The organism is Archangium lansingense (genome assembly GCF_026626635.1).
GTDB classification, from domain to species: Bacteria; Myxococcota; Myxococcia; order Myxococcales; family Myxococcaceae; genus Archangium; species Archangium lansingense.
This window is the reverse complement of sequence record NZ_JAPNKA010000001.1, coordinates 8,267,901-8,292,935: the sequence shown is the minus strand read 5'-3', so window position 1 is coordinate 8,292,935 and position 25,035 is coordinate 8,267,901. Positions and strand designations below refer to the sequence as shown.

Below are 25,035 nucleotides of genomic sequence, written 5' to 3'. Positions count from 1 at the left end.
AGGTTCTTCTGGAATCTGCCGACTTCATGTCGAACGTCGATCCGAACCTGCGCCGTGAGCTCTTCGGTTGGTACAGCCACCGGCTGGGCATGGACATGCCCATCGTCCGTTATGGTCACTGGGGTCCGGCCCTGCTGCTCTTCCCCACCGCCGGAGGCGATTTCCTCGAGGCCGAGCGCATGGGGCTCATCCAGTCCGTCGCGCATCACCTGTTCGCCGGTCGGGTTCAGATCTTCAGCATCAACAGCATCAACCCCTGGGCGTGGATGAACCCCGGCATGCGCATTCACGAGAAGGCGCGCAACCAGGTGCGCTACTCGGACTATGTCGAGCAGGAGGTTGTCCCGCACATCCGCCGCTGCCTGGGGAACGACCACGCGCGCATTGGCGCGGCGGGTGCCAGCTTCGGAGCCTTCCACGCCGCCAATGCCTTCTTCCGGCGGCCGGACTTGTTCGAGCTGCTCCTCGGGCTGGGCGGCTTCTACGATCTCCAGCCGGAGTTCCTCCACGGCTTCTGGAACGACGACGTCTATTTCAACAACCCCGCCTCCTACGTCCCCAACCTGTTCGAGGGCCACGAGATGGACCTCCTGCGGCACCACAGCCGGATCCACCTGGTGACGAGCCGCGGCGCCTGGGAGCACCCCGGGTATTCCGAGCAGCTCAGCCAGCTGCTGCATCAGCGGGGCATCCCCCACAACCTGGACATCTGGGGCCACGACATGCCCCACGACTGGCCCACCTGGTACCGGCAGCTCGATCACTACGTGGGTGAGCGGCTCGGATACTAGCGGTCTCCCGTCACATCCCGAGCCGCCGCATCAGTCCGGTGGGGACTGGATAGACGGATTCGCGCGGCAGGAGCCGCGTGGCCTGGTCGGCCCGCCCGGCATCGAGGAGCTTGCGGATCTTCCGCACCCGCTCCGAGAGATCCTCGATGGATAGGATCCACTCATCGACGTAGCGGCCGATGACTGTCCGCCCGAGTCCCACCTGGATGCTGTCATGGGCAAGCGCCTGCCCTCGCAACGAGCGCTCGGGGTCCCACTGGATGTGGACCGCCGCCTCCTCGAAAGCCCGGCTCCACCTCTCGGGAGTGCCATGGGCCGCCGGCTCGAAGGCGGTCAGCACCCCGAGCGCCAGCGCGGCCTCCCACCCCTCCCGCCGGATGCGCACGGCGAGGATCCGCTCCTGCCCGGATTTGAGCCCCCAGTTGCTGCGCTCCATCAGCCACAGGAAGCTGGGTTTGATCCACGTCATCCGGTTCAGCGAGAACGGTGGACCGAACCGCTGCCGCTCCAGCGCCACCTCGGCGATGGCATCTGGATAGGCCTGGTACACGACGATGGACGTCCGATCATGGTCGGCACGGATTTCCCGGTGGCTGGTCACCCGGACAGATTAGCCACCCCTCGAGGTGGCCGGGTAGGACGCCTATTTGTGCTCGGGCTCGGTCTCCGGCTGTGACTTGGACCCGGAGCCCGGTTCGGACATCCGCCGGTGCATCTAATCCTCCTCGGGTAAGTCAGTTAAGGGTGAGCCCTGCATGGCGGAAGATGCCTCGCAGGGCCGCCTTAACCCAATATCCCGAGGGGGATTAGGCGGTCGGTTTCGTGGAGCAGGCGTGGACCGGCCAGGAGGAGCCTGGTGCACGAGCCGGCGCGACGCGCTGGGCCCAGCGGCTTACCGGTCCAATGGAAGACACGTCTGGTCGAGGGCCTTCCCGCTGGAGTTCACCAGCTTCATCAACGCGAACGGGCTCGCCACGGATCGCTCGGGAAACATCGCCCTGGCCGCCACCCTGCGCGGGGCGGTGTTCCTGGGCTCCCGCATCGCGACCGCCGACAGTTCCGTGGTGCTCATCCAGTTCGATGCCAGGGGCAACGCCCAGTGGGTCTTCGAGGAGCTCCAGTTCGGCACGTCGGGTGGCGTGGCCGTGGACAGCGAGGGCAACCTCTACCTCGCTGGCACCCTCATCACGGATCTGTTCGAGCCCTGGGACTTCCTTCCCTTTGTGAGCAGGTTTTCCCCGTCGGGGTCAAGGTTGTGGAGGCGGCTGCTCGAGACGGCGTTCGGAGAGGCCAATGCCATCGGTGTCCACGGTGACCTGGGATGGCAATGACACGTTCTCTCCCGACCTCTGGAGACTGGCGGTGGACGGCGGGCCGACGTTGCTGGAGACGACCTTCTCCAACGACGACTTCCCGTTCGTGCCCCAGTTCTTCCAGGCCTGGCCGCAGAGATTCCCGCTGGGCAGCAATCCGGGCCTGACGGGGGCCGCCGAGAATCTGAGAGCAACAGGTATAGGCCCGCGTACTCGGCATAGGGGTGGAGCTTGAATCGGGTGGTGCCCAGCGGATCGATACCGGGCGGTATCTTCACCCATCTTCGCGTGGGCCCGAGCCAGCGGTGCTTCATGAACGTCCGCTCGAGCAGGATGCCCACGAGTTGCGTCATCACCATGACCGTGATGGCCAGCCCCGCGAGAATCCACTCATTGAGATCCGCGAAGGCCGCGTGAAAGGGGGGGTTGTGGTCGGGCGTCACCGTGATGAACGCGCAGTACACGAGGGCGATGGTGGCCAATCCTGGCACGACAGTGGCCAGGGTGATCCACAGCGAGATTCCGAGAAAAGCAGCCATGGTTTCCCGGTCCTGGAAAGCCCCCTCCCTTGAGGGTGTTCATGGTGAGGACACGCTGTTGGCAAGTTGAGGACCACGATAGGGGGAGACAAGGGAGACGCTGAGGACTGGCCGTTCGTCCGCCCCGCGCCAGCGGGCAGGTCGCTCCATACCGTCTCCATCCCCACCCTTTGGTGCACATGGAAACGACGACGGAGACGGGGCAGGCGCCGGTCCGGGACACGCGAGGGGAGAGCCCGGGCGAGCAGCCGCGGCCATGGGTGATGTGGCTCGATTCGCTCTCGCGGGAGGACGTGGCACTCGCGGGGGGCAAGGGCGCCAACCTGGGCGAAATGACCCAGGCGGGGCTGCCGGTTCCCCGGGGCTTCGTGGTGACCTCGGAAGCGTTCCAGGCAGCCCTGCGGCCGCTCCTGTCGCGACTGGGTGAGCTGTGGCGGAGCATCGACGTGGACAATCCGGAGTTGCTGGCCGAGCGCTCGGCCGAGCTGCGTGAACTGGTGCTCCAGGTGGAGCTGCCAGCCGCGCTGCTGGAGAGCGTGCTCGAGGCCTACCACCACCTGGGCGGGGATCAGGCGGTGGCGGTGCGCTCCTCGGCGACGGACGAGGACACGTCCGCCACCTCGTTCGCTGGCATGCACGAGTCGTATACCCACGTGGTCGGTGACGAGGCCGTGCTGGCGAGGCTGCGCGAGTGCTGGGCCTCGGCGTTTGGGCAGCGGGTGGTGGCCTACCGCAAGAGCCAGGGCCTCACCGAGTTGCCCTCTCTGGCCGTGGTGGTGCAGGAGATGGTGGACTCGGCACGCTCGGGGGTGATGTTCACCGCGGACCCAGCCACGGGGGACACGCAGCGGCTCGTCATCGAGGCCGCCTGGGGGCTGGGCGAGGTGGTGGTGGGCGGGCAGGTGGAGCCGGACACGTACATGGTGGACAAGCAGGGTCCGCGGTTGCGTGAGGTGCGGGTAGGGCACAAGGACTTCCTGCTGGAGCGCGCACCCGGGGGGGGAGACCGGCGCGTGACGCTGGGCGAGGAGCAGGCCCGCAGGCGGGTGCTGGCCGACGAGGAGGTGCTGACGCTGGCGCGGTTGGGCGTGCGGGTGGAGGCGCACTACGGCTCGCCCCAGGACATCGAGTGGGCCGAGCAGGGGGAGCGGTTGTACCTGGTGCAGTCGCGGCCCATCACCACGCTGGGCAGGACCGCGCCCGAGTCGGGTCGGGAGGCCCGGAAGCCGGCGCTCGTGACGGGACTGGGGGCTTCTCCGGGCCGCGTCACCGGGAAGGTGCGGGTGCTACGCAGTCCCGAAGAAGGAAGGAAGTTGCAGAAGGGCGAGGTGCTCGTCGCCGCCATGACGTCGCCAGACTGGGTGGCCACCATGCGCCGGGCGGTGGCCATCATCACCGACAGCGGGGGCATGACGAGCCATGCGGCCATCGTCAGCCGCGAGCTGCGCCTGCCCTGTGTGGTGGGCACCCGCAACGCCACGCGGGTGCTGCGCGACGGTGAAGAGGTGACGGTGGATGGGAGCACGGGTGAGGTGCTCGAGGGCCGGGTGGAGGAGGTGACTCCGCCCCGGGTGGAAGCGGTGCGGGCGGTGGAGGCGCCACAGCTCGCCGAAGCGCGCGAGCTCGAGCCCCTGGCGACGAAGCTGTACGTGAACCTGGCCCTGCCGGGGCAGGCGGGTGAGGCGGCCGCGCTGCCAGTGGATGGGGTGGGGCTCCTGCGGGCGGAGTTCCTCCTCACCGATGCGTTTGCCGGAGTTCATCCACGCAAGCTGATCGCCGAGGGGCGGCAGCGCGAGTTCGTGGAGCGGATGGTGGGCCCGCTCCGGGAGATTGCCCGGGCGTTCCATCCGCGGCCGGTGGTGTACCGGACGACGGACTTCCGCACCAATGAGTTCCGCGGGCTGGAGGGCGGCGCGCAGTACGAGCCGGTGGAGGCCAACCCGATGATCGGCTTTCGCGGATGCTACCGCTACCTGCGTGAGCCGGAGGTGTTCCGGCTGGAGTTGGAGGCGCTCGCGCGCGTGCGGGAGGACTCGCCCAACCTGCATGTGATGATTCCCTTCGTGCGCACGCTCTGGGAACTGGAGGCGTGCCTGGAGTTGCTGGACGCCAGCCCCCTGGGGCGGCAGCGCGGACTGGAGCGGTGGGTGATGGCGGAGGTGCCCTCGGTGGTGTACCGCATCCCCGAGTACGCGCGGTTGGGGGTGACGGGAGTGTCCATCGGCTCGAACGACCTGACCCAGCTCATGCTCGGGGTGGACCGGGACTCGGAGATGTGCGCGGAGTTGTTCAACGAGTCGGACGCGGCGGTGTTGGATGCGATCGTCCGCATCATCCACGCCAGCCGGGAGGCGGGGATGACGTGCTCCCTGTGTGGCCAGGCCCCCTCGAATCGGCCTGAGTTCGCCGAGCATCTGGTTCGCGCGGGAATCACTTCCATCTCGGTGGACCCGGGCGCGGTGGGGGCGGCGCGGCGGGTGGTCGCCGCCGCTGAGCGCCGCCTGCTGCTGGAGGCCGCACGAATGCGGTGAGGACAAGGGCCTGGCACGCCAGCCGATGACTGGACAGGGAAGGGTGCTCAGGGGCCGGACCTTCGTGACATGGCCATCCTACCCCTGGAGGAGCGCGCCATCATGGACGACACCGCCGCATCCACCCCTCCCAGGAGGGTCGTCGCTGCTTCTGAGCTGCAGAGCGGCAAACGCCGCATCGCCCCGCGGGGAATGCTCTGGGCGAAATTGCAGCGCGTGGAAGCCACCCTGCTCCTGCGGAGATGGGGAAAGTGGTTCGCCAGTTATCTCCGCTGAGGGGACAATCGGCGGGCGCCCTCCGGGCAATGCAGCGCAAGTGTCTGCCTTTGCTGGTGCGCCGGGCGCGGGAAGGCCCGTCAGGCGGTCTGCAGGTCGGCTCAACCTCCATCCTCACGTGAATCGGGTCTGACCTCCCTGCCGGGCGCCTCGAGTCATGGACAGGTTGAATCCAGGCAAGAGGAGCCTGTTCGTGGGGGGTTGAACCATGCGCGCCCGGTATCACCGGCTGAGTCCCTTGGACCGGATGCTCCTATCGATCGAGGATGTCCGGACACCGACGCACATCGGGGCGCTGCTGGTGCTGGAGGGACCGCCGCTCCTGGACGCTGCCGGGCACTTGCGGCTGGAGGAGATCCGGTTCCGCCTGGAGCGTCGGCTGCGGCGGGTTCCCGTGCTGCGGAAGGTGCTGTATCAGCCGGGTCTTCTCCTGGGCCCCCCGCTGTGGGTGGACGATGCCGCCTTCGCCATGGAGCGACACCTCCTCCACGCGGAGATTCCGGCACCGGGTGGAGAGGCGCAGCTCCTGCGGCTCGTCGAGAATCTCCTGAGCAAGCTCCTGGATCGCTCCAAGCCCCTCTGGGAGCTCTGGTTCCTGACGGGGTTGGAGTCCGGACGGCTCGCCATGCTGGTGAAGCTGCATCACTCCATCGCCGACGGGAAGGCCGCGCTCCGCATCTTCAGCGAGCTGTTCGATCTGACGCCGGACGCCGCGGATCCGGAGGAGGAGCCGTGGTTGCCTCGGCCGTCACCGAGCCACGGGCAGCTGTTCGTGGACAACCTCGCCATGAAGGGAGCGGCTCTGGCGCGAGCCGTGAAGCGGCTGACCCATCCAGTGGCCCTGGCCTGCTCCGTTGCCTCGGCCGGGCGGACGCTGATGCGGACCCTTCGTGAAAGCCAGCGAGCGCCGAGGACCTCTCTCAACGCACCCGTTGGAGTCAGCCGCCGCCTGGCCGTGATGCGGATGGGGCTGGCCGAGGCGAGGGATGTCGCCCATGCCCGGGGCGCCAAGATCAACGACGTCATGCTTGCCCTGATCGCGGGTGGCTCGAGGGAGCTGCTGCTTCATCGCGGCGAGCCGGTCGAAGGCGTGGCCCTCATTGCTTCCGTGGCGGTCTCCCTGCGGTCCACGACGGACGCCGGAGAGATTGGCAACAGGACCGGGCAGCTGCTCGTTCCACTCCCCCTGGACCTGCCCGACCTCGAGGCCTGCCTGGAGGCGATCGCCGCTTCGACCCGGAAGATGAAGAAGAAGGAGCTGGCGACGAGCTCCGAACACCTCATCGCGTGCGTGTCGATGTCCGGGCTGTTCCGTCTCCTGGCCCGCCGGCAGCACACGATGAACCTCTTCGAGAGCGACCTGGAGGGGCCGCCAGTGCCCCTGTTCATGTTCGGCGCGCGGATCCTCGAGGTGGTGATCGCGAACAACCTCGGGGGAACCGTGGGCCTGTCATTCGCCATCCTGTCCTATGCCGGCCAGCTGAACCTCTCGGTGTGCGCGGACGCGGAACGGTTTCCGGATCTGGAGGCCCTGGCGGCGGGAATGGAGAGGAGCTGGGCCCAGCTCTCGCGCCGTCACGAACCGGTAGAGGAAGGCCCTCCACTCTTCGTGCCCTGATTCACGCCTCGGCTGATGTGGTCGTGCGCGAGGGAGCGCCGAGGAGACAGGTCGGGAGGTTGCAATGCCACAATTTCGTCTCATTCTGGAACGACTCGTCTGCCGGAAGACCACCGAAGATTCCCACGATGAGGTGTATTACATCATGGGGGCCGGGCAAACGGACGGCGGCAAGACGACCTTCATGGGTCCTGACCGGAGCCAGGGAGCATCCGCGGATGAAGGCACCGCCTGGGACATGAACGATAGGGGGCGGAGCGCGACCGGCGACTGAACGCCGTGCTCACGACTGCTACGGACAGGGTGGCATCGGCATGGCTTGCTCTGCCGAGCGAGGCCGATCAGGAAGAGAGCATTGGGGATCTTCTGCCTGCTTGGCGGATGGGCGAATGCCGCTGCCGCGAGGGTTGCAGGCCCGGGACGACGTACCGGGCTGGCGCTCTCCGGGAGTGCTCCCCAGCTTTGAAGGTGGAGGAGATCCCCATGCCAGACATCAGGAATGACAACCAGGCATACGAGCGTGCACACAAGCGCGTCGAGGATCTGCGCGGTTCCTACATGCACCTCCTGGTGTATCTCTCGATGAGTCTCGGCCTGTTCTTCATCGACTGAAGTTGCTCTTGAGGACGACCACCGTTCGCGGGGCGCGCCCGAGGGTCCGGCGCCGTACGCTATCGCCTTCATGGTGCGAGCCTCAGGAGGAGGACCTCATCGCCTGATGGCCGCAGCACGCCCGTGCCGAAGAGTCCATCGGGGAACCTCTTCGTCCCGAGCGGCCCTCGCCCGCGAGGAGGCGCGCTTCGAGGCCCTCTCGTGAGACTTCACGTCGTACTGGTCCTCCGGTCCGTGACCGATGCCCTCGGCCGACAGTCATGTCTGTTCGTGCATCGTCGAGACTGCCGTCCGCTTCGTCCGTTGCCAGCTTGGAGGGCGTCCTCCGACGGAAAGAGAACTCCCTATGCCTCGCTCGCGCTCGGTGTGGATGGACCTGCACCGCGTGGTCCTCCTGGGCTGACTGCTGTTCACCTCGATACTGCTGGCGGCACAGCCGCTCGCTCCCATTGGAGGAGGCAATGCGCTGACGCTGCCGGCACAGCGGCATGTGGTCCGGCTCGTCCCTCCCGAGGGCGGCGCCGTCTGGTTGCTGGCACTCCAGCAGGATGGACAGGAGGGGCACGGGCTGGGTTTCTTCCGCAGTGACGATGAGGGCGCGACCTGGCGTTATCAGGCCCCCATCCAGAATGACTGGAGCCATCGAGACACGGTGGACCTGCTGCCCGTCGGCGTGGACGTGGCCCTGGTCTACTCGTACGAGGGTCTCACCTTCTCCTGAGACCCGTCCGGCAGTGACTTCCGGAGTGCGCGCACGTCGCTGGCGCACCGCACGCCGTACCCGCGTGTTCCCCAACTCAGAAGGTAGAGGAGAACCCCATCGATTGGAGCCACTCCTCCTCCCCCAGGACCATGATTGCAGTCTCAACCTCTCGCGCTCAAGTTGCTTCCGAGCGTCAAGAATCCGCCCGTTGATGCGGAAGGCCTCTCCCTCCGGCACGGTGACGCGCTGCGTGCGCAGCAGGAGGGCGTGGCCCCCGCCATCCCCCGCGAGCACCGGGGCCACGCTGGTGGCCGGAGTGGGGGAGGCGGCGGACTTCGGCACCAGCACTCCCCCGGGGTCGAGTACCGTGCCATCCGGAGCCACCCGGGCGGTGAGGGCCACGAAGTAGTGAGAGGGGTGGGGGCCCTCGAACACGGTCGACTGCCAGGCCACCTGGTAGTTGTCGCCGTCAAACGTCACGTCGGTGCCCCACAGCGGGATGGTCATGCCTGTTCCGAGGGGGAAGGGCGCGCTGTCCAGTGGAGCGCCCTCGGGCGTGAGCCGTGTGCCCAGGACTTCCGCCGTGCTCGTCTGCCAGACGGCGAGCACCGCCCGCCCGTCGGAGGCGATGGCCGGGGCGTGGTCCTCGATGCTGGAGGTGAGACGGAACAGGCCGCCCGGCACGGTGCCGTCCGGGTCCACGCGTGCGCCCACGATGCCGTCGGACTCCCACACGGCTAGGAAGTGGCCGCCCACGTACGTCACGTCCGGCGAGTGGTGCGTGCCGGGCGGGCTGAGGCGCAGGCCGCCCTTGTCCAGCACTTTGCCGCCGCCCGTGACCCGCGCGCCGAAGATACTGGACAGCAGGAAGTCCGGGCGGCTGTCGCGCGTGTCCTGCCAGACGACGAGGAAGCGGCCCGCGCCGGCCGTCACCGTGGGGTTGTACTGGTTTCCAGGGGTGGTGGAGATAGGGATGCTCTCTCCATCCAGCACGCGGCCCTCGGGGCTGACACGCACGCCCCGGATGTCTTCATCCCGGAGGAATCCCTCCCCCCGGGGCTCCTGCCAGACGACGAGGAAGCAGTGCCCGTCGAACGCCACCGCCGGCTCCGTGGCACTGGGGCCCGACGGCAGGGTGATGACGCCGGGGTCCAGCACCTTGCCGTCGCCCCGGATGCGCGCGGCGAACACGGTGGGCCCCCGGAAGTCACGGGCCTCGCTCCACACGGCCAGGTAGACGCCGTCGCCCCAGGCCACCGCGGGCGTCGACTGCTCGGGCACGGCCCGCGAGACGACGATCGGGGGCGAGTCCAGGGCCCCCTCGCGCAGCGTCACCCGCGTGGCCAGGCCGAAGAGCTCGGGCGTGAAACCGTGGGTGCCCAGGAAGGTGACGAGGCACTGCCCCACGGCGCACGCGATGTCCGGCGTCTCCTCGTGCGGGAAGCCTCCCTCCGACACGGGGAAGCCCAGGCGGTTGACGACGCCGCCCGCGTCCGTGAGGCGGGTGCCCCGGATGCGGGTGCGTCCGTCGCTCCGCACGTCCGTCCAGACGACGAGCGACTTGTCGCCCGCGTCCGCCACCTTGGGGCTGAGCTGCTCGCCTGGCGCGGTGGACAGGGTGAAGCCCTCCTTGTCCAGCACCGTGCCCGCCTCCGTCACCCGCGCGCCGAAGATGTCCGACCCTCCTCGGCGAGTGTCCTCCCACACCACCCAGGCGAAGCCGTCCGCACGGGCGATATCGGCCCGGCGCTGGTGGCCTGGCGCGTCCGAGATGACGAAGGGCGGCGAGTCCAGGAGGGGGCCGTCGGCCTCCACCCGCGCTCCCACCAGGTCCGTGGTGAGGTCGCTCCGCAGCTCACTCCAGACGACAAGGAACTGGATACCCGTCCAGGCCACCGCGGGCTCATTGGGATCCTCGACCAGGGTGATGCGGAACTGGGGCGTGCCCACGCCGTCCTCAATGAAGGTGCCGACGACGGGCTGGGGAGGAGGGCCGGAGCCCGAGACCACCAGCAGGCACCGCCCCGTCGGCGCGCACGCGAGGGCGGGGCCCTCGGGTCCCTCGCCAGCGACGAAGCGGCCGAGGTCCACCGGGCCCACCACGGTGCCGTCCCGTGCCACCCGGATGACAGTGGTGCGGGTGCGCCCCGTCCAGGCCACCAGGAAGTGCGTGCCATCAAAGGCGACGACGGGAGCATCCAGCTCCTCTACCTCCTCGGTGTCGGGCTGGACCTGGAAGAAGACGATGCCCTTGGGATCGAGGATGCGTCCATCCTTGCGGACACGAGTGCCGAGGATGGCGGTGCCCGAGGAGTCGAACCAGGCGACCAGGTACTGCGCTCCGTCCGTGGCTCGTGCGCCACCGCGGGAAACGACAACAGGAGAAGCAGCAGTCCGAGCGAGCGTGTGAGAATCCTCATGCCGCGCCAAGGTAGGAACGTGGCGCGTCCCCAGCGTCCTGCACCTGGGGACGGGTCAGGCAGGCCAGTGGACGGATGCGTCCTCTTGCCTGTCAGTAAAATTGCCGTAGGCTTTCTCGCATGGCATCTGTTCACCCGCCGTCACAGCGGGGCGGAGAGGGCCATCGCCGAGTGGGCAATGGCAGACGGGAGCCCAGGTGTGGTGGGGCGTACGAACGACGTCTGGGCCCGCGCGACCGTCCATGACAGTAGACCCCCGGTGGAAATCATCCAGGGCGGCTCGCTCCCGAGGTGGCGGTATCGACGCTGGACACTTCTTCGTCCGGCGAAATACCAGCGATGCACGGGAGACACATGAAAAAGATTGTCATGCTGATGATGTTGGTCCTGCCAGCGGGAGCCAATGCCTTCCTCAACCAGATCACCAAGCTGAATTCCGATTCGAACCGGCAGCTGGCGTTCTGCGGCAAGAGCTACGACCTGACCGGCGTCACGAGCTGCAGCGCGTCGACCATTACGAACCTGCTGACGCAGATCAGGACGGATTACGGGACCTTTGGAATCCAGTACGATCCGCAGACGGGGCAATACAACGCCAACGTCGGCAATGGGTATGACCCGTATTTCTGTGATTGCCCCGATCCGTACATCCTGACGCCGAACTCGTTGGTTGTCTCGTGCACCAACCACGTGACCGGGCACATCAACGGTCAGCCGAACATCACGGGGGTGATGGTCAAGATCGAGGGAGGATGCAGCCAGCGGCCGCCGACGCCTCCGGCGTGTACGATGACGACCTGGCAGCACTCGGGGATCGTGGTCAGCAATTACACGTCTCCCACCTATCTGGGACAGGTCTCGATGCCGGGGCTGACGACGTCGAGCCACACGAATCAGTTCGCGGACTGTGCCGCGGCGAGATCCTTCACCGATGCGTGGATCACGGCGAACTACAGCCAGATCGTCCAGATCGTGACGCAGGATGCGACGTCCGCCGGAGCGTGTCCCGCGGGGACCGTCACGCAGGTCGCCGACAAGAATACGATCCTGGATGGGTGCATCCCCAGCCCCGGCTCGAACCCGACGGGGGATCTCCGCTTCAGGGTGTGGAACTACCCCGTGCCCGTCATGTGCTGCATCTAGTCGGAGCTTCCGCTCCATGAGCGAGGAGCGGGGGCTCGTGCTCCGGGGGACCATCAGCACGCCCTGGGGTCTGCCCCCGCTCTTCGACATCACCGAGCGGCTGCTTCGGCCGGAGCGAGGCGTAGCGCTCCATGCTGAGCAGCTTCATGGGCTTCAGCGGAAAACGAAACCCCGGCTCGCCTGATGGCGACCGGGGCTTTGCTACATCCCTTGCTACAGTCTCCCGGAAAGTTGAATCCTTTCCGGGAGATCCGGAGTGGAGGCGGCGGGAATCGAACCCGCCCGCCGGAGGCTTCCGGCGAGCGTGGTCCAGCGCAACCGAGGGCGGTTTTCGTAGGCGTTCCGGCCGCTTACGCCGCCCCCTGTTGGCAACACCTCCTCCAAATAGGACCCCGAGGTCCCCATGCGTCCGTCGATGGTCATGGGGTCTCCCCGTGGGGCGGTTGTTGGCTCGGACGTACCCCTCCACCTTGTGCCGGGACATGCCACACCTGGCGAGCACCCCAGACAGTTGGAGGAGCCGACCATGGAAGACCGAGTCCGCATCGCCACGTTCAACCTGGAGAACTTCGACGACAAGCCCGGGTCGAAGCCCCCGCTCGCCGAGCGTATCGCGTTGATGCGTCCCCAGCTGCTGAGGGTGAACGCCGACGTCCTGTGCCTCCAGGAGGTGCATGCGCAGACGGTGGATGGACACCTGGAGCTGCGAGCCTTGGAGCGCCTCCTCCACGACACGCGGTACGCCTGGCTACCACCGGGTCTCCACCCATGTCCCGGGGGGCACCGGGCCGCTGCCGCAGCGCAACCTCATCATCCTGTCGCGCTTCGAGATCCTCGAGCACACGCAGCACCTCAATGCCCTGGTGCCCGCCCCGTCCTACCGGATGGTGACGGCCGACCCCCCGGAGCAGAGCGCGGCGGAGATCCGCTGGGAGCGCCCCCTTCTGCACGCCCAAGTGCGGCTGTCGGGCGGGGCCGTCCTCCACGTCATCAACCTGCACCTCAAGTCACGCATCCCCACGGACATTCCCGGCCAGAAGGTGAACGACTTCACCTGGAAGAGCGCCTCAGCGTGGGCGGAGGGCGCCTTCATCGCCATGATGAGGCGGGTGGGGCAGGCCCTGGAGGCGCGCCGGCTCGTGGACCAGCTCTTCGACGCGGACGAGAACGCGCTCATCGCCGTCTGTGGCGACCTCAACGCGGACTCCGAGCTGCTGCACGACGAGTCCATTGCCTTCGCCACCGACGAGCTGCACCCCGAGTCGGACCACTCGCCCGTCATCGCCGAGTTCCAGATGATGGGCGCGTAGGCGTGGGCCCGCCCACCTCCGCTCCAACGAAGACGCATCCTCCTTCGTCTGGTTTGAGATTGCCATTCTTGTCGCGCCAGACACGGTTGAGCCCCTGGAGGGCTTGCTCCGGTGGGGGGCAATCAGCCCAGGCTCAGGCGTACGCCCACCGCTCGGCGCGCTCCTTCACTCCCAGCAGCCACTTGTGCTCCATGATGAACTGGCCGATGTCGAGGAAGGACAGGATGCGCAGCAGGTCCCACTTCGAGTTGAACCGGGTCCGGCATCGGGAGACCAGTCGCGTGGTGCGCTCGTCGAGCGGGTAGAGCCCCATGGCCCAGGTGGCCTCCCCCCACGGGGGCGGTGTGGAGCCTCCCAACACCAGGGCGCGCTCGGGCTCGAGGACCTTCACCTGCATGACGTAGTCATCCTGGGGCTCCACGGCGAGCGGCTCCCCCACCTTCAACTGTTGGAACTCGGGGAGGATGCGCTCCGCGTTCTCCAACCGCATCCCGAGGAGCCGTTCGATCCACACATAGCTGTAGAAGCCGCCCCGGCCCTCGCCCATCTGCACCAGCCAGGGCCAGATACGCTCAGGCCTGGCCTGGATGGTGATGGCCCGGGTCGTCACGTACTGGGGCTCCTTCACGAGCTCGTCCCCCGGCATCGCGCGCGCGAACTCCTCGTCGGTCGCGCCCCAACGCAGGAGCCAGGGCCGAAGCAGCCGCAGGTACACCAGTGTCCCCACTCCTGCCGCGGCCACTCCGCCAGCCATCCAGGTCATCGGGCTTCGCTTCATGTCGAGGCCACCGCCATGTTGCGCTCCTCTCGGCGGACGCTATACGCCGGGGGCCGGGGATTGTTCGGAAGCCGGACGCGCCATCTCGGGCACCACGGCGCCTCCCGCTTCACGCTGGCGCGCGGTCCGTTCGATCCGGCGGCGCAGGCCTTTCATCATCTTCCGCTGCATGATCAGGTGGGGGAGGGCGATGAGGCTGGAGCTGAAAGGCCCCGCCTGTTGTGGGCTCACGCGGATGCGCACGAGCAGGCGGGTATTGTCCGTGTCGAGCGGCTGCACCACGAAGGCCCAGGTGAAGTCCTGGTTGCCGAGCACGAATGCACGGCCTGGATCCACCCGCAGCACGCGCCACTGTCCATCTGGGATGACGGGCTCGCCTGGCTTCGGTTGCTGGTACTCCGGGAGGATGCGCTCGACGCTGTGCACGGGGGCTCCCGCCAGTCGCTCGAGCCAGTCGTAGCTGTAGAAGCCCCCTCGTTCTCCCCCGCCTATCTGCACCAGCCATGGCCAGACCTCCTCGGGGCGTGCGCGGAGGGTGATGGCATGGGTGAGATCCAAGGCCCCCCGGGGGGGAATCAACTCATCCCCTGGCAGGGACTGCAGTTCCTCCTGCCGGGTGGCGCCCAATCGCTGCATCCTCGAGCGCAGGAAGAGCCGGTAGACCCAGGGGGTCAGCGCCCCCACGGCCGCCAACTTCCAGATGGGCCGGCCACTGCGTCGCCCCTGCTCCCAGGCCGCGGCCGATGCGGCCAGCACACTCGCCGCCAGCATCCCCTCCAGAACCACCGATGGGCCGAGCATGATGGCCGAGGCCCTCAACGCTGCCCACCCCTTCATGCGTGCATTCTGCTCGGCGGCCATATCGCTCCTCCCCGTTCGTATTTCCCGCCGCAGGCTGCTCATGGGGAACGGTTGCGACAAGCCGTCCCTTCGTGCCGGAAGTAGAAGCCATCCTCCACACCCGGTACCGCTCCTGCCCGAACGGCCGAGGCGAACGTCCGATGAGCGAAGGGCGTGGCCGCAAGCGTTCGCCGGCTGATGGGGGGACCGGCCCGGGGAATGACGGAGGTGCACTGTCCCTCCTCCAAGAAGGAGGTTTCGAGCCCTGGTGGTGTCCCTCGCCAACGCGAAGCACCGGGGCGCTCATCCCTGGCGTCGAGGCCCGGACGATGGGCCCGTCAATCCGTCCAGTGGGCCTTGCTCTTCCGTCCCCCCATCTTTCCCCACGGTAAGAACGAGGAGGGGTGTTCATGATGAGACGAGGAAGCTGTTTCACCTGGCTGCTGGTGGGGTGCCTCTGCGCACTCGTGGCGGCGCCAGCCCACGCCTTCGATGACGCGACGGCGGACCGGGTCCTGCTGTTCGCACGGCAGCAGCAGACCCGGACGACGACGGAGATCACGTCGCCAACCCGGTCCCCCACGGCCACCACGGGTGCCACGAGCGGCCCGTGGAAGCTCGAGGAGAACGATGACCTGATTGGTTGGACCCAGGGCTTCTACCCAGGCCTGCTGTGGTTCATGTACGAGCAGTCGGGGCGGGATCCCTTCTGGCGAAGCAAGGCGGAGCCCTGGACCACCGCCCTGGACAATCAGAAGAGCAATCCCGACGTCTCCAGGCTGACCCATGACCTCGGCTTCAAGTTCATGACCAGCTACGGCAATGCGTACCGGGTGACGGGCAATGACACCTTCCGGCAGACACTGGTGACGGCCGCGAACTCGTTGTCCAGGCGCTTCAGGCCCCCGGGAATCATCGACTGCTGTGATTGGGTGGAGACACCGCCCTGGCGCAACTCCATGGTCACCGACACGATGATGGACCTGGAGCTGCTCTTCTGGGCGGCCCGGAACGGCGGCTCGGCCACCTTGCAGCAGCAGGCGCTCAGCCATGCCCTGAGGACCATGACGGACATGGTCCGCACGGATGGTGGCACCATTCACGTGGTGGATTACGACGAATCGGGGCGCTTCCTCAGGAACAGGACGTACCAGGGGTTCTCCGCCACCTCCACCTGGGCCCGGGGACAGGCCTGGGCCATCTACGGCTTCACCATGGCGTACCGGTACACCCGGGACGTCCGCATGTTGGCGACCGCGCAGAGGACCGCCGACTACTACCTGGACCGGCTGCCCGCGGATTTCATCCCCAACTGGGATTTCGATCCCGCGGCGCCGCGGCAGAAGGACTCCTCCGCGGCCGCCATCGTTGCCTCGGCACTGCTGGAGCTGAGCACGTTCGTCAGCGACCCGGCCGTGGCGCAGCGCTACCGCAACGCGGCCCTCGCGACGCTCGACACCCTCAGCTCCCCGGCCTACCTGGCCCAGGGCACCGCCAGTCCCGGTATCCTCCTGCACGGCGTGGGCTTTCACCCGAACCAGCAGAAGCCCTCGGGCTCGGACGTCGACAGGAGCCTCATCTACGCGGACTACTACTTCATCGAGGCCGTCCTGCGCTTCAAGCGGCAGTCCCCGGGCGGCTGGTTCGCGACGCTCGGCTTCCCCGAGAGTGTGCACCCCCTGGGCACTGGCAACACCGGGGTGGTGGATGTCGAGTTCGACGTGACGCCGTTCAGCAACAGCGTCGACGGCGTCGTCGGCTACGCGGACAGCTCGACCACCATCACCGGCTATGGCGACCTGGCCATGACCGTCCGCATGAACCCGGACGGCTTCTTCGATGTGCGCAACGGCGGGGCGTTCGCCGCACGTGTCAGCCTGCCCTACCAGGCCAACACCACCTACCACGTCCGCATGCGGGCGGACCTGCCCGCCAGGGTCTATAGCGTCTGGGTTACACCTCCAGGAGGGAGCGAGGTGCTGCTGGCCGAGCGCTTCGCTTTCCGGACCGGCGCGCCGCCGATCGATGATCTCGGCAAGGTGTCACTCAGGACCGTTCGCTTCGAATACGACTTCCGGGTGAACAACCATCGGCCCGGGTCCGGTGTCACTCCGCCGCCGCCGTGGCTCTCGACGACCGACTTCTCCGAGAGCGTGCGGGACCTGGGCACCGGCAACACCGGGATACAGGAGGTCGTGTTCAACGTGATGGCGGTCCGCAGGCCCGTCGACTCCGTGATCGGCTACGCGGACAGCTCGACCACCGTCACTGGCTACGGCGATCTGGCCATGACCATCCGCCTGAACCCGGACGGCTTCTTCGACGTGCGCAACGGCGGGGGATTCGCCGCACGCGTCAGCCTGCCCTACCAGGCCAACACCACCTACCGCGTGCGCATGCGGACGGACCTGAACGCGAAGGTCTATAGCGTCTGGGTGACTCCTCCGGGCGCGAGCGAGGTGCTGCTGGCCGAGCGCTTCGCCTTCCGGACCGGCGCGCCCCTGACCGATGACCTCGGCAAGGTGTCACTCAGGAGCATCGGTTTCGACGGCGACATCCAGGTGACGGGGCACACCGTGAGGGCCGTGACGAGCCTCGCCTACGAGGACGTGCGCGACCCGGGCCCGTCCTCACCCGAGGCGCTCGGCGTGGCGAGCTCCGAAGAGGAGAGCCTTCGGGGATGCGCCGCGGCTCCTGGCTCCGCGCTCGCGGCGGCCGGAGTGCTGCTGGCCTGGCTGAGGGTGGGCCGGCGCCGCCGTCAGGTGTAGTCCGCGCAGCTCATGTCGTAGCCGCAGTGCGTGCAGAGGATCTTGCACTTGCGCTCCTCGGCCGCGCCCCGCAGTTGGGGCAGGTGCGCACACCACCACCCCGGGACTGGCCGCGGCTCCCGGGGTGGTGCATCCAACTACGCGGGCCTGGTGCGCCGCAGCGCCGGTCTCCCCTCCATGCACCCGCGGATGCTCTCGACCGCCTCCTCCACTGAATCGGTGTCGAGCCGGATGGGCAGGCCGACGGGGCGGCCTGCGCCCGCTTGTGCTCGGCGATTGTCCTGGCATCAACCAGATGGTCTTTCAATGACGAGTGACTATCCCAGGGGTCATACTTCCAGATACTGCTTTTGTATTGGATCAACTCCGGTAAGAATCCGCTCAGCTCTGTTCCCAGGGCGCTCTCGATATCGTGCGCGGGGCAGGATCCCGTCTCATGTCTCTTCGGGCGAGGGGAGGGCGGCCCAATGGACAGTTCAATGAGCTCTACCTGGGGTGCGCTCATGGCTTTGTCACGGCAGACACATTTGTCAGCCTTCACTCTTGGTGAATACCTTGCCCTGTCTTAGTTCGAGTTTCGCAGTTTCTGGTGGCCAGGAGGAGCGAGCGGCGGATGCGCTGGTGGGCTGAGTAGCCGGGAGTGGCCGCCATGCTTTCCACCCAGTGCACCCGCCCGTCGTCACCGAGGAGATCGAGCACGCACCAGTCCGCCAGCGCTGGAACGAGCAACCCCGCGACGGTGGTGAGCGTGGTCTGGGGCTCGAGCGAAGCCGCGAGCCGTGGGCCCGCCTCGGCCAGGAAGCGCCAGGCCTGCTCAAGCTGCTTGCGCTCGGAGATGTCCTGGATTTGCGAGATGAAGTAGAGCGGTTCTTCCCGGGAGCCGCGCACCATCGAGGCCGTCAGCAGGATGGTCACGAGATGACCCCTCTTGTGGAAGTAGCGCTTCTCCATCTGGTAGGAGCTGAGCTCGCTCTGCAGCAGTCGGCGCAGGTTCGCCAGGTCCAGTTCCAGGTCATCGGGGTGGGTGATGTCCTGGAACGTCTTGGAGAGGAGCTCCTTCCGCGAGTAACCGAGGATCCCGCATAGGGAGCTGTTGACGTTCAGGAGCTGCCCGTCCAGGCCGACCAGGGCCATGCCGATAGGGGCCTCCCAGGTCGTCTCGGAGGAGCATCCCCGGCAGCCCGCGCTCGCGATGGACGGACAAGATGCCGAGCGACAACAGCAGGAAGAGGAGCGCCGTGTGAACCGCCATGGGAGTGTAGGGCGGCAGGGTGGAAATGAGCCGCTCGGGCTTGAACAGACTCTCCTCCAGGTAGACGTCCCCCCGATGAGGGCTTGAGCGGAGAGGAGCGTGACGGCCAGGCTGTCCTACGCCGTCGCCGGTCCGCCGCTGCTTCGTGGAGCAGCCAGAGCGCGGTGCCACTCAGGACGAAGCCGATCGCGGTGTTCGAGCACACTCGCCGCTGGCACCAACCGCGCAAGCGCCTGGTCGAGCCGACGGCGAGAATCGTCATGACGCGTCGTTGTCATGAGACTGGAGTAGTGACTGTCACCAGGAGCGGGCAGCAACGGCCTCGCCCAACGGGGATGGAGCCCAGAGCCGAACACCTCACGGAAAGTGAGCGCCTGCCCCCCGTGCCTCCAGGAGAGCGAGGCCTGCACAGGTTGCGCCGGGGGTCCATTCCAGGCGCACGGTTTGCGCCGGATGACACCGCCATCTCCTGGCAGCACCGTTGGAACGGAGACTGCTAGCACGCCAGGAGGAGAGGGCTCATGGACTCGCAGGACTGGCAGAGGCGGTACGCGGACAAGGTGTCGACGGCGGAGGAGGCCATTCGCCTGATTCGACCGGGACGGCGCATCCTCATCGGCTCGGGAGCGGCCGAGCCCGTGGCCCTGGTCCAGGCCCTGGTGGAGAAGGGCGAGCACCTGGCCGACAACGAGGTGGTCCACCTGATGACGTTGGGCCCGGCTCCCTATGTGGAGCCCGAGTACCAGCACCGTTTCCGGCATACGGCCTTCTTCATCGGCGCCAACACTCGCAGGGCCGTGCAGGAGGGCCGGGCTGACTTCATGCCCGTGTTCCTCTCGGAGATTCCCGAGCTCATCCGCAGCCACCGCGTCCGCGTGGACGTGGTCCTCCTCCAGGTGAGCCCGCCGGACACCCACGGGTACGTGAGCCTGGGCGTCTCGGTGGACGTGGTGCGCTCGGCGGTGGAGGCGGCCTCGCTGCTCATCGCCGAGGTCAACCCCCGGATGCCGCGCACGCATGGGGACTCGTTCGTCCACGTGAGCCGCTTGCACCGCCTGGTGCCGGTGGACCAGCCGCTCCTGGAGCGCCCCCACGAGGAACAGGACGAGGTCTCCCGGGAGATTGGCGGCCATATCGCGCGCCTGATTCCCGACGGGGCCACGCTGCAGTTGGGCATCGGGAGGATTCCGGACGCAGTGCTGACGCAGCTCACGCACCACAGGGACCTCGGGCTGCACACGGAGATGATGTCGGACGGCGTGATGCACCTGGTGGAGGCAGGCGTCATCACCGGTCGCAAGAAGACGCTGTTGCCGGGCAAGCTGGTGACGTCCTTCATCATGGGCACCCGGGAGCTGTACGCATGGGCCCACGACAATCCGGCCATCGAGATGCGGCCGAGCGACTTCACCAATGACCCGGGCGTGGTCGCTCAGAACGAGCGGATGGTGGCCATCAATGGAGCGCTGGCGGTGGACCTCACCGGGCAGGTGGCGGCGGATACTCTGGGCGGGTGCTTCTTCTCGGGAATCGGCGGGCAGGTGGACTTCATCCGCGGCGCGGCGCGCAGCAGGGGAGGCCGGCCCATCATCGCCATGCCCTCGACAGCGAAGGGCGGCAAGGTGAGTCGCATCCAGGTGGCGCTGGAGCCGGGCACGGGCGTGGTGACGAGCCGCGGCGACGTGCACTACGTGGTGACGGAGTACGGGGTGGCGGACCTGTGGGGGAAGAACATCCGCGAGCGGGCCAAGGCGCTCATCCACATCGCCCATCCGGACTTCCGCGCGGAGCTGATGGCTGCGGCCAAGGAGCGGCATTGGGTGCTGCCGGACCAGGTGGTACCCAAAGCGCGCTACCCGTGGACGGAGGAGCGGGTCGAGCGCATTCTCTCGGGGCAGGAGTTGCTCATCCGCCCGGCGCGAATCACCGACGAGCGGGCGCTGCAGGACCTGCTGTACGGGCTGAGCAACGACAGCATCTACCGGCGCTTCCTGTGCTTCAAGAAGCGGCACCCCCATGAGGAAGTACAGGAGCTCGTCAACCCGGACTACGAGCAGAACATGGCGTTGGTCGCGTGCGTGCCGGGCACGGACGAGGTGGTGGCGGTGGTGCGCTACGACGTGGTGCCCTCGACGGGACTGGGGGATGTGGCCTTCGTGGTGCGCGACGACTGGCAGGGCAAGGGCGTGGGGACGGCGCTGATGAAGCGCATCCGTGAGGCCGCTCAGGCGCGGGGACTGCCGGGCTTCCAGGCCGACGTGCTGGTGACGAACAAGCCCATGCTCGACGTCTTCCACGAGAGCGGGCTCACCGTGCAGGCGCGCCTGGAGGGCAGCAGCTATCACCTGGAGTTGCTCTTTCCCGGTAGCGAAGCCTCTCGCCAGGCGGCTCTCCCCACCGGCGCCGTACACGCATAGGCGGGGTGGAGCGTCCGCGAGTCGTTGCCAAGGAAGGAGCGAACCACGTACCGCTCCGGCTGGGACAGCGGCCAGAGCGGGCGTGTGCCTCTCATGCGGAGATGCGCTTACCGCCAGGGGCCGGGGTCCGAGATCGGCGGCGCGGCGGGTGGTGGCAGGCGCGGCGTCCCGCGCAGCGTGCCAGGGCAGTTGGGGCCGATGTCCACCCCCGTTTCGTCAAAGTCCTGGGTGCCGTCACGGCAGTAGTTGGTGTGGAACCGCTCCAGTCCGCGCAGCGGCCAGTGGGCGCGGAGGAGGTGCTCGTTGAGGGCGTCGTTGCCGATGCAATCCTTGGTGACGCAGCCGATGTAGTCCGGGAGAGGCCATGATTGAAGGCCGAGAGCGCCATCTCCACGGAGTCGAGCTCGTGGATGCGCAGCTCCAGGGTCAGGTCTCCGCCCGTCCACAGCGCCACGTCGTCGCGGAAGCGCTCCAGCTCGGCGCGCCGGGCGGCCGCCTCCGCGTCACTCAGCCGCAGGTGCAGGCACTGCACCACCTCAGCCGAGGCGATGGCAGGGTCCCCAGGGGGCACGCCCCGCAGGGCGCTGTCGTCGGCGAAGCGTACGCGCGGCGTCCCACTGGAGTCGGATAGGGCCTGGCACTCGCCCGTCGTGCACCGGTTGCCGATGATGCAGGTGGAGACGTCCCTCAGGAGGAAGGCATCCACGCGGCGTACTCCGGTGGGTTCTGGTGCCGGGGGCTCCACCTTCACGCGCAGCCAGAGGCTCGTGACGCGCAGGCCGCCGTGGCCGGAGGTAGCCTCGAGGAACACCCGCGCGCGCAAATCTCTGGCGCGTGCCACGGACAGGCCAGTGAAGCGGTCCGTGAAGTTCTTCCAGTCGCTGCTCAGCGTGTGGGTGCTCCCCCGGCCGAGCAGGCGTGTGCCGTCGTACAGCTCCACCCAGGTCCGGCCGCGCGAGTCCTTGCGCTTGGCCCGGTAGCGCAGCTCCACCTCCTTCACTGTACCCTTGGGACCGCCGGAGAAACCCACCGTGAAGTCGCCCGCGCGGCGCCCCTTCTCCAGTGTTACGTAGCTGCCGCTGCCGTCATCGCCTGTCCCGTCGTCGATGTTCCGGTACAGGCGGCGCCGGTCCGGCTCGCCCGTGACGTCATCTCGGTCCACGTCCGAGGTGGGCACGAGCACGTTCTTGCCGTCCGGGTGCTTCCACTGGGGCGTGAGTGGCTCCTCCCACGACACTTCGGCCTCGGTGCCTGGCGGCTCGCTCGTCTCCGGTGCTTCCAGTGTGGGCCCGCAGGCCAGCGTGGAGAGCGCGAGTAGCGCCCCGAGAAACCCTTGTCGGGCAAGGTCGTTCCGTATGTGCATGTCCCCCTCCGTTGTGGTGCCTCGCCTGCACGGGCGCCAGGCTCCAAGAAGGTACGGCCCGCGCGAAGACGGCCAGCGGGACACCGCCGTTGACGAGGTAGCCGGTGGACATATCCGGAGCCAGCCCGGGTGGCAGGGGCTGCCGGAAGGTGCTGTGGCGCATGTCCAGCGGCTTCAGGATGTTCTCCTCGATGTATTGCTCGAAGGGCCTGCCCGACACCTGCTCGATGATGTAGCCCGCCAGCATCGCCCCGTAATTGGAATAGGCGCCCACTTCGCCAGGGGGATGCACCCGGGCTGGCATGCTTCGCGTCAGGAGTTTTCCCAGGGGGGCGAGCTCGTCGGCGCTCGAGACGGTGGCTGGCAGGCGCTCCTCGAATCCCGCAGTGTGGCAGAGCAGGTGGCGCAGCGTGATGGGCTGGCGCCAGGTGGCCGGAATCTGGAAGTCGCGCAGGTACGTATTGACGTCCGCGTCCAGGTCCAGCCGGCCCTGCTCGGCGAGCTGCATCACCGCCGTCCAGGTGAAGAGCTTGCTGACGGAGCCGATGCGGAAGAGAGTGCGCTCGGCGATGACGGGCTCACGCCGCTCGAGGTTCGAGTAGCCGTAGCCCTTGGCGAGCAGGAGCCTGCCGTCCTTCACCACCGCGATGACCGCTCCCGGGATGCGGTAGGCCTCCAGTTGCTCGCGCATCACGCCATCCAGGAAGGCTTCCAGTTCCCGAACATCCGTAGGCCCAGTGGATGGGGATTGCTTGGGCGCGGGCGCCTCACCCTCGGGCCGAGCAACGGTTGGGAGGAACAGGCTGAGCACCAGCACCCAGGCGCCCAGACGTGAGGCCGTCCAGCGGGCGTGTGCTCTTGGCTCCATGCGCGTTCCCCTTGCTCCACCGGCTACCCGCAAGCTTGAGCATGGGCACCAGAATGCCCAGCGGACTTGAAGTCGATGCATCCATCCAGTCACGGATGATGTTCATAGACAGGAGGGCACGTCGGGGCCTCGTATGTTTCAGGTGCGCGGGAGTGATGGTGGGGGTCCACAGCTGCCGCCCCGTCTCCACCACATGCGCCAGCAGACTCCGCCGGGAAGCGGACTCCACCTGCCGCGTCCACAGCTCGCACGCCCGCGTCCGCTCAAGGGAATTCCTCGTGGAAGAGCAGGTGGCTCCTGCGGTGCTCGTTCAGGCCGCTTTCCGGGGGGCGTCCTGGAAGGCGGCGGCGAGGAAGCGCTCCACGGCCCAGGTCGTAATCTGCCCTCCCGGTCCCGCGGGGTTCGCATCGCAGCCGTGAGTGGCCCAGGGGAGCTCCAGCTCCAGGTAGGGCACATTGGCCTGCTCCAGGCGCCTGGCGAGGCGTCGGCTTTGTTCGACCAGGACCAGCTCGTCTCGGGTCCCATGAACCAGCAGCGTGGGGGGTGAGCTGGGAATCACGAAGTCGATGGGCGAACCGGCATCGAAGTGTGCCTGGACCTGGGCGGGCGTTCCTCCGAGGTACTCGCTCAGTGTCTTGGGGCTGTCCATCACCAGAGGATTGGTGGGGTTGACCCAGCCCCAGTTGAGATCCGAGGGCGCATAGAGCGCGACGACCGCACGGATCGCCGGATCGCGGGCGGTGTAGGCGGCGAGCAGCGCGAGCTGGCCTCCCGCGGAGCGCCCGAGGAAGGCAATACGGGTGGGATCAATCTCCAGAGAGGAGGCGTTTTCTTTCAGCCAGGCCAGGGCGGCGAGCGCGTCATCACGCTGGGCCGGGAAGGTGTGGCGGGGCGCGAGCCGGTAGTTGATCGCCGCGACCGCGACGCCCCGGGCGGCGAGATAGCTGTTCAGCCAGTTGAGCTGGGTGCTGTCCCCGCTGTTCCAGGAGCCACCGTGAATCACCACCACGAGGGGGAGGGGCCGCGTCGCCCCGGCGCTCCGGTACAGATCGAGCTGTAGCGTATGGCCGTCGACTTCCCGGTAGGTGTGCCGGGTGGGGGTCACCATGGGGGTGGAGACCGAGAGCAGATCTCCCAGGACGAGGGGCGCGCTTCGTGCCGGAGCTCCGGGAAGGGCAGGGGGCTGGACGTTTCCGAAGAGCTTCGCGAAGCGCGCCTCCAGTCCCTTCACGTACCCGAGGGCCCGGCCCAGAGAGGAGAGCAGGAGGAGCGCGGCGAGCGCGGCCAGGCCCCACGCGAGCTGCGCACCGAGGCCTGCGCCGACAGGCAGCAGCAACAGGAGGAGCGGAAAGACGGCCAGGACGTGGCCCCACTCGGTCGCGGCCACCGCGGGCTTCCAGAGGGCGCCCAGCGGGACCTTGAAGAGCCCCAGCAGTCCCAGCCCGAAGAGGAGGACGGAGAGAAGCAGGCGAAGGGTGTCGAGCAGTTCCATG

General features: G+C 67.7%; 19 protein-coding genes and 1 tRNA gene. 11 read left to right on the top strand and 9 right to left on the bottom strand.

What is annotated here, in order from left to right; translation table 11 throughout:
• Nucleotides 1-26: 26 nt before the first annotated feature.
• Nucleotides 27-791, top strand: coding sequence for an esterase family protein (locus tag OV287_RS33090; RefSeq protein ID WP_267538036.1), 765 nt, complete (start codon nt 27-29; stop codon nt 789-791).
• A 10-nt stretch (nt 792-801) separates the two neighbouring features.
• On the opposite strand, the gene OV287_RS33085 is transcribed toward OV287_RS33090, so the two are convergent.
• Nucleotides 802-1,392 (bottom strand): DUF4291 domain-containing protein, encoded by a 591-nt coding sequence (locus OV287_RS33085; protein WP_267538035.1) that lies wholly within the window; start codon nt 1,390-1,392, stop codon nt 802-804.
• 232 nt (nt 1,393-1,624) lie between these two features.
• Between OV287_RS33085 and OV287_RS33080 the strand changes: the two genes are divergently transcribed.
• The 5 genes from OV287_RS33080 (at nt 1,625) to OV287_RS33060 (ending at nt 7,680) form a co-directional block, all read left to right on the top strand.
• On the top strand, nt 1,625-2,122 hold the full coding sequence (locus tag OV287_RS33080) for an NHL repeat-containing protein (protein ID WP_267538034.1): 498 nt from the start codon (nt 1,625-1,627) through the stop codon (nt 2,120-2,122).
• 700 nt (nt 2,123-2,822) lie between these two features.
• A complete protein-coding gene (ppsA, locus tag OV287_RS33075; protein ID WP_267538033.1) occupies nt 2,823-5,174 on the top strand; it encodes a phosphoenolpyruvate synthase in 2,352 nt (783 codons plus the stop codon).
• Between the two features lie 69 nt (nt 5,175-5,243).
• The gene (locus OV287_RS33070; protein WP_267538032.1) at nt 5,244-5,450 is read left to right on the top strand and encodes a hypothetical protein; all 207 of its coding nucleotides are present in this window, start codon (nt 5,244-5,246) and stop codon (nt 5,448-5,450) included.
• 208 nt (nt 5,451-5,658) lie between these two features.
• Nucleotides 5,659-7,068: a wax ester/triacylglycerol synthase family O-acyltransferase gene (locus OV287_RS33065; RefSeq protein WP_267538031.1), complete on the top strand. Its 1,410-nt coding sequence runs from the start codon at nt 5,659-5,661 to the stop codon at nt 7,066-7,068.
• 483 nt (nt 7,069-7,551) lie between these two features.
• Nucleotides 7,552-7,680, top strand: a complete 129-nt coding sequence (locus tag OV287_RS33060) for a 2TM domain-containing protein (protein ID WP_267538030.1) — start codon at nt 7,552-7,554, stop codon at nt 7,678-7,680.
• Between the two features lie 82 nt (nt 7,681-7,762).
• On the opposite strand, the gene OV287_RS33055 is transcribed toward OV287_RS33060, so the two are convergent.
• Entirely contained in the window at nt 7,763-10,813 is a 3,051-nt protein-coding gene (locus OV287_RS33055) for a hypothetical protein (protein ID WP_267538029.1), read from the bottom strand.
• Between the two features lie 344 nt (nt 10,814-11,157).
• Here OV287_RS33055 and OV287_RS33050 point away from each other — a divergent pair, with 344 nt between their 5' ends.
• Both OV287_RS33050 and OV287_RS33045 read left to right on the top strand, forming a co-directional pair.
• Nucleotides 11,158-11,946: a hypothetical protein gene (locus OV287_RS33050; protein ID WP_267538028.1), complete on the top strand. Its 789-nt coding sequence runs from the start codon at nt 11,158-11,160 to the stop codon at nt 11,944-11,946.
• Nucleotides 11,947-11,962: 16 nt separating this feature from the next.
• Entirely contained in the window at nt 11,963-12,130 is a 168-nt protein-coding gene (locus tag OV287_RS33045; RefSeq protein WP_267538027.1) for a hypothetical protein, read from the top strand.
• Nucleotides 12,131-12,203: 73 nt separating this feature from the next.
• Here the strand turns inward: OV287_RS33045 and OV287_RS33040 are convergent.
• A tRNA-OTHER gene (locus OV287_RS33040) sits at nt 12,204-12,325 on the bottom strand.
• Nucleotides 12,326-12,620: 295 nt separating this feature from the next.
• Between OV287_RS33040 and OV287_RS33035 the strand changes: the two genes are divergently transcribed.
• Nucleotides 12,621-13,256 carry an endonuclease/exonuclease/phosphatase family protein gene (locus tag OV287_RS33035; protein WP_267538026.1) on the top strand — a complete coding sequence of 212 codons (636 nt, stop codon included), beginning with the start codon at nt 12,621-12,623 and terminating at the stop codon, nt 13,254-13,256.
• A gap of 133 nt (nt 13,257-13,389) precedes the next feature.
• Here OV287_RS33035 and OV287_RS33030 read toward each other — a convergent pair whose 3' ends face one another.
• Both OV287_RS33030 and OV287_RS33025 read right to left on the bottom strand, forming a co-directional pair.
• Complete coding sequence (locus tag OV287_RS33030) at nt 13,390-14,034, bottom strand: hypothetical protein (RefSeq protein ID WP_267538025.1); 645 nt, start codon at nt 14,032-14,034, stop codon at nt 13,390-13,392.
• Nucleotides 14,035-14,073: 39 nt separating this feature from the next.
• Complete coding sequence (locus OV287_RS33025) at nt 14,074-14,895, bottom strand: hypothetical protein (protein ID WP_267538024.1); 822 nt, start codon at nt 14,893-14,895, stop codon at nt 14,074-14,076.
• A 389-nt stretch (nt 14,896-15,284) separates the two neighbouring features.
• Between OV287_RS33025 and OV287_RS33020 the strand changes: the two genes are divergently transcribed.
• A complete protein-coding gene (locus tag OV287_RS33020; protein WP_267538023.1) occupies nt 15,285-17,642 on the top strand; it encodes a glycoside hydrolase family 88 protein in 2,358 nt (785 codons plus the stop codon).
• A gap of 537 nt (nt 17,643-18,179) precedes the next feature.
• Here OV287_RS33020 and OV287_RS33015 read toward each other — a convergent pair.
• The gene (locus tag OV287_RS33015) at nt 18,180-18,776 is read right to left on the bottom strand and encodes a PAS domain S-box protein (protein ID WP_267538022.1); all 597 of its coding nucleotides are present in this window, start codon (nt 18,774-18,776) and stop codon (nt 18,180-18,182) included.
• 639 nt (nt 18,777-19,415) lie between these two features.
• Between OV287_RS33015 and OV287_RS33010 the strand changes: the two genes are divergently transcribed.
• Nucleotides 19,416-21,311 (top strand): bifunctional acetyl-CoA hydrolase/transferase family protein/GNAT family N-acetyltransferase, encoded by a 1,896-nt coding sequence (locus OV287_RS33010; protein ID WP_267538021.1) that lies wholly within the window; start codon nt 19,416-19,418, stop codon nt 21,309-21,311.
• Nucleotides 21,312-21,402: 91 nt separating this feature from the next.
• On the opposite strand, the gene OV287_RS33005 is transcribed toward OV287_RS33010, so the two are convergent.
• From OV287_RS33005 to OV287_RS32995, 3 genes are all read right to left on the bottom strand, one after another.
• Nucleotides 21,403-22,548, bottom strand: a complete 1,146-nt coding sequence (locus tag OV287_RS33005) for a hypothetical protein (protein WP_267538020.1) — start codon at nt 22,546-22,548, stop codon at nt 21,403-21,405.
• Nucleotides 22,460-23,542 carry a serine hydrolase domain-containing protein gene (locus OV287_RS33000; RefSeq protein WP_267538019.1) on the bottom strand — a complete coding sequence of 361 codons (1,083 nt, stop codon included), beginning with the start codon at nt 23,540-23,542 and terminating at the stop codon, nt 22,460-22,462. The genes OV287_RS33005 and OV287_RS33000 overlap by 89 nt, the downstream gene beginning before the upstream one ends.
• A gap of 310 nt (nt 23,543-23,852) precedes the next feature.
• Complete coding sequence (locus tag OV287_RS32995) at nt 23,853-25,034, bottom strand: alpha/beta hydrolase (protein ID WP_267538018.1); 1,182 nt, start codon at nt 25,032-25,034, stop codon at nt 23,853-23,855.
• Nucleotide 25,035: the final 1 nt, after the last annotated feature.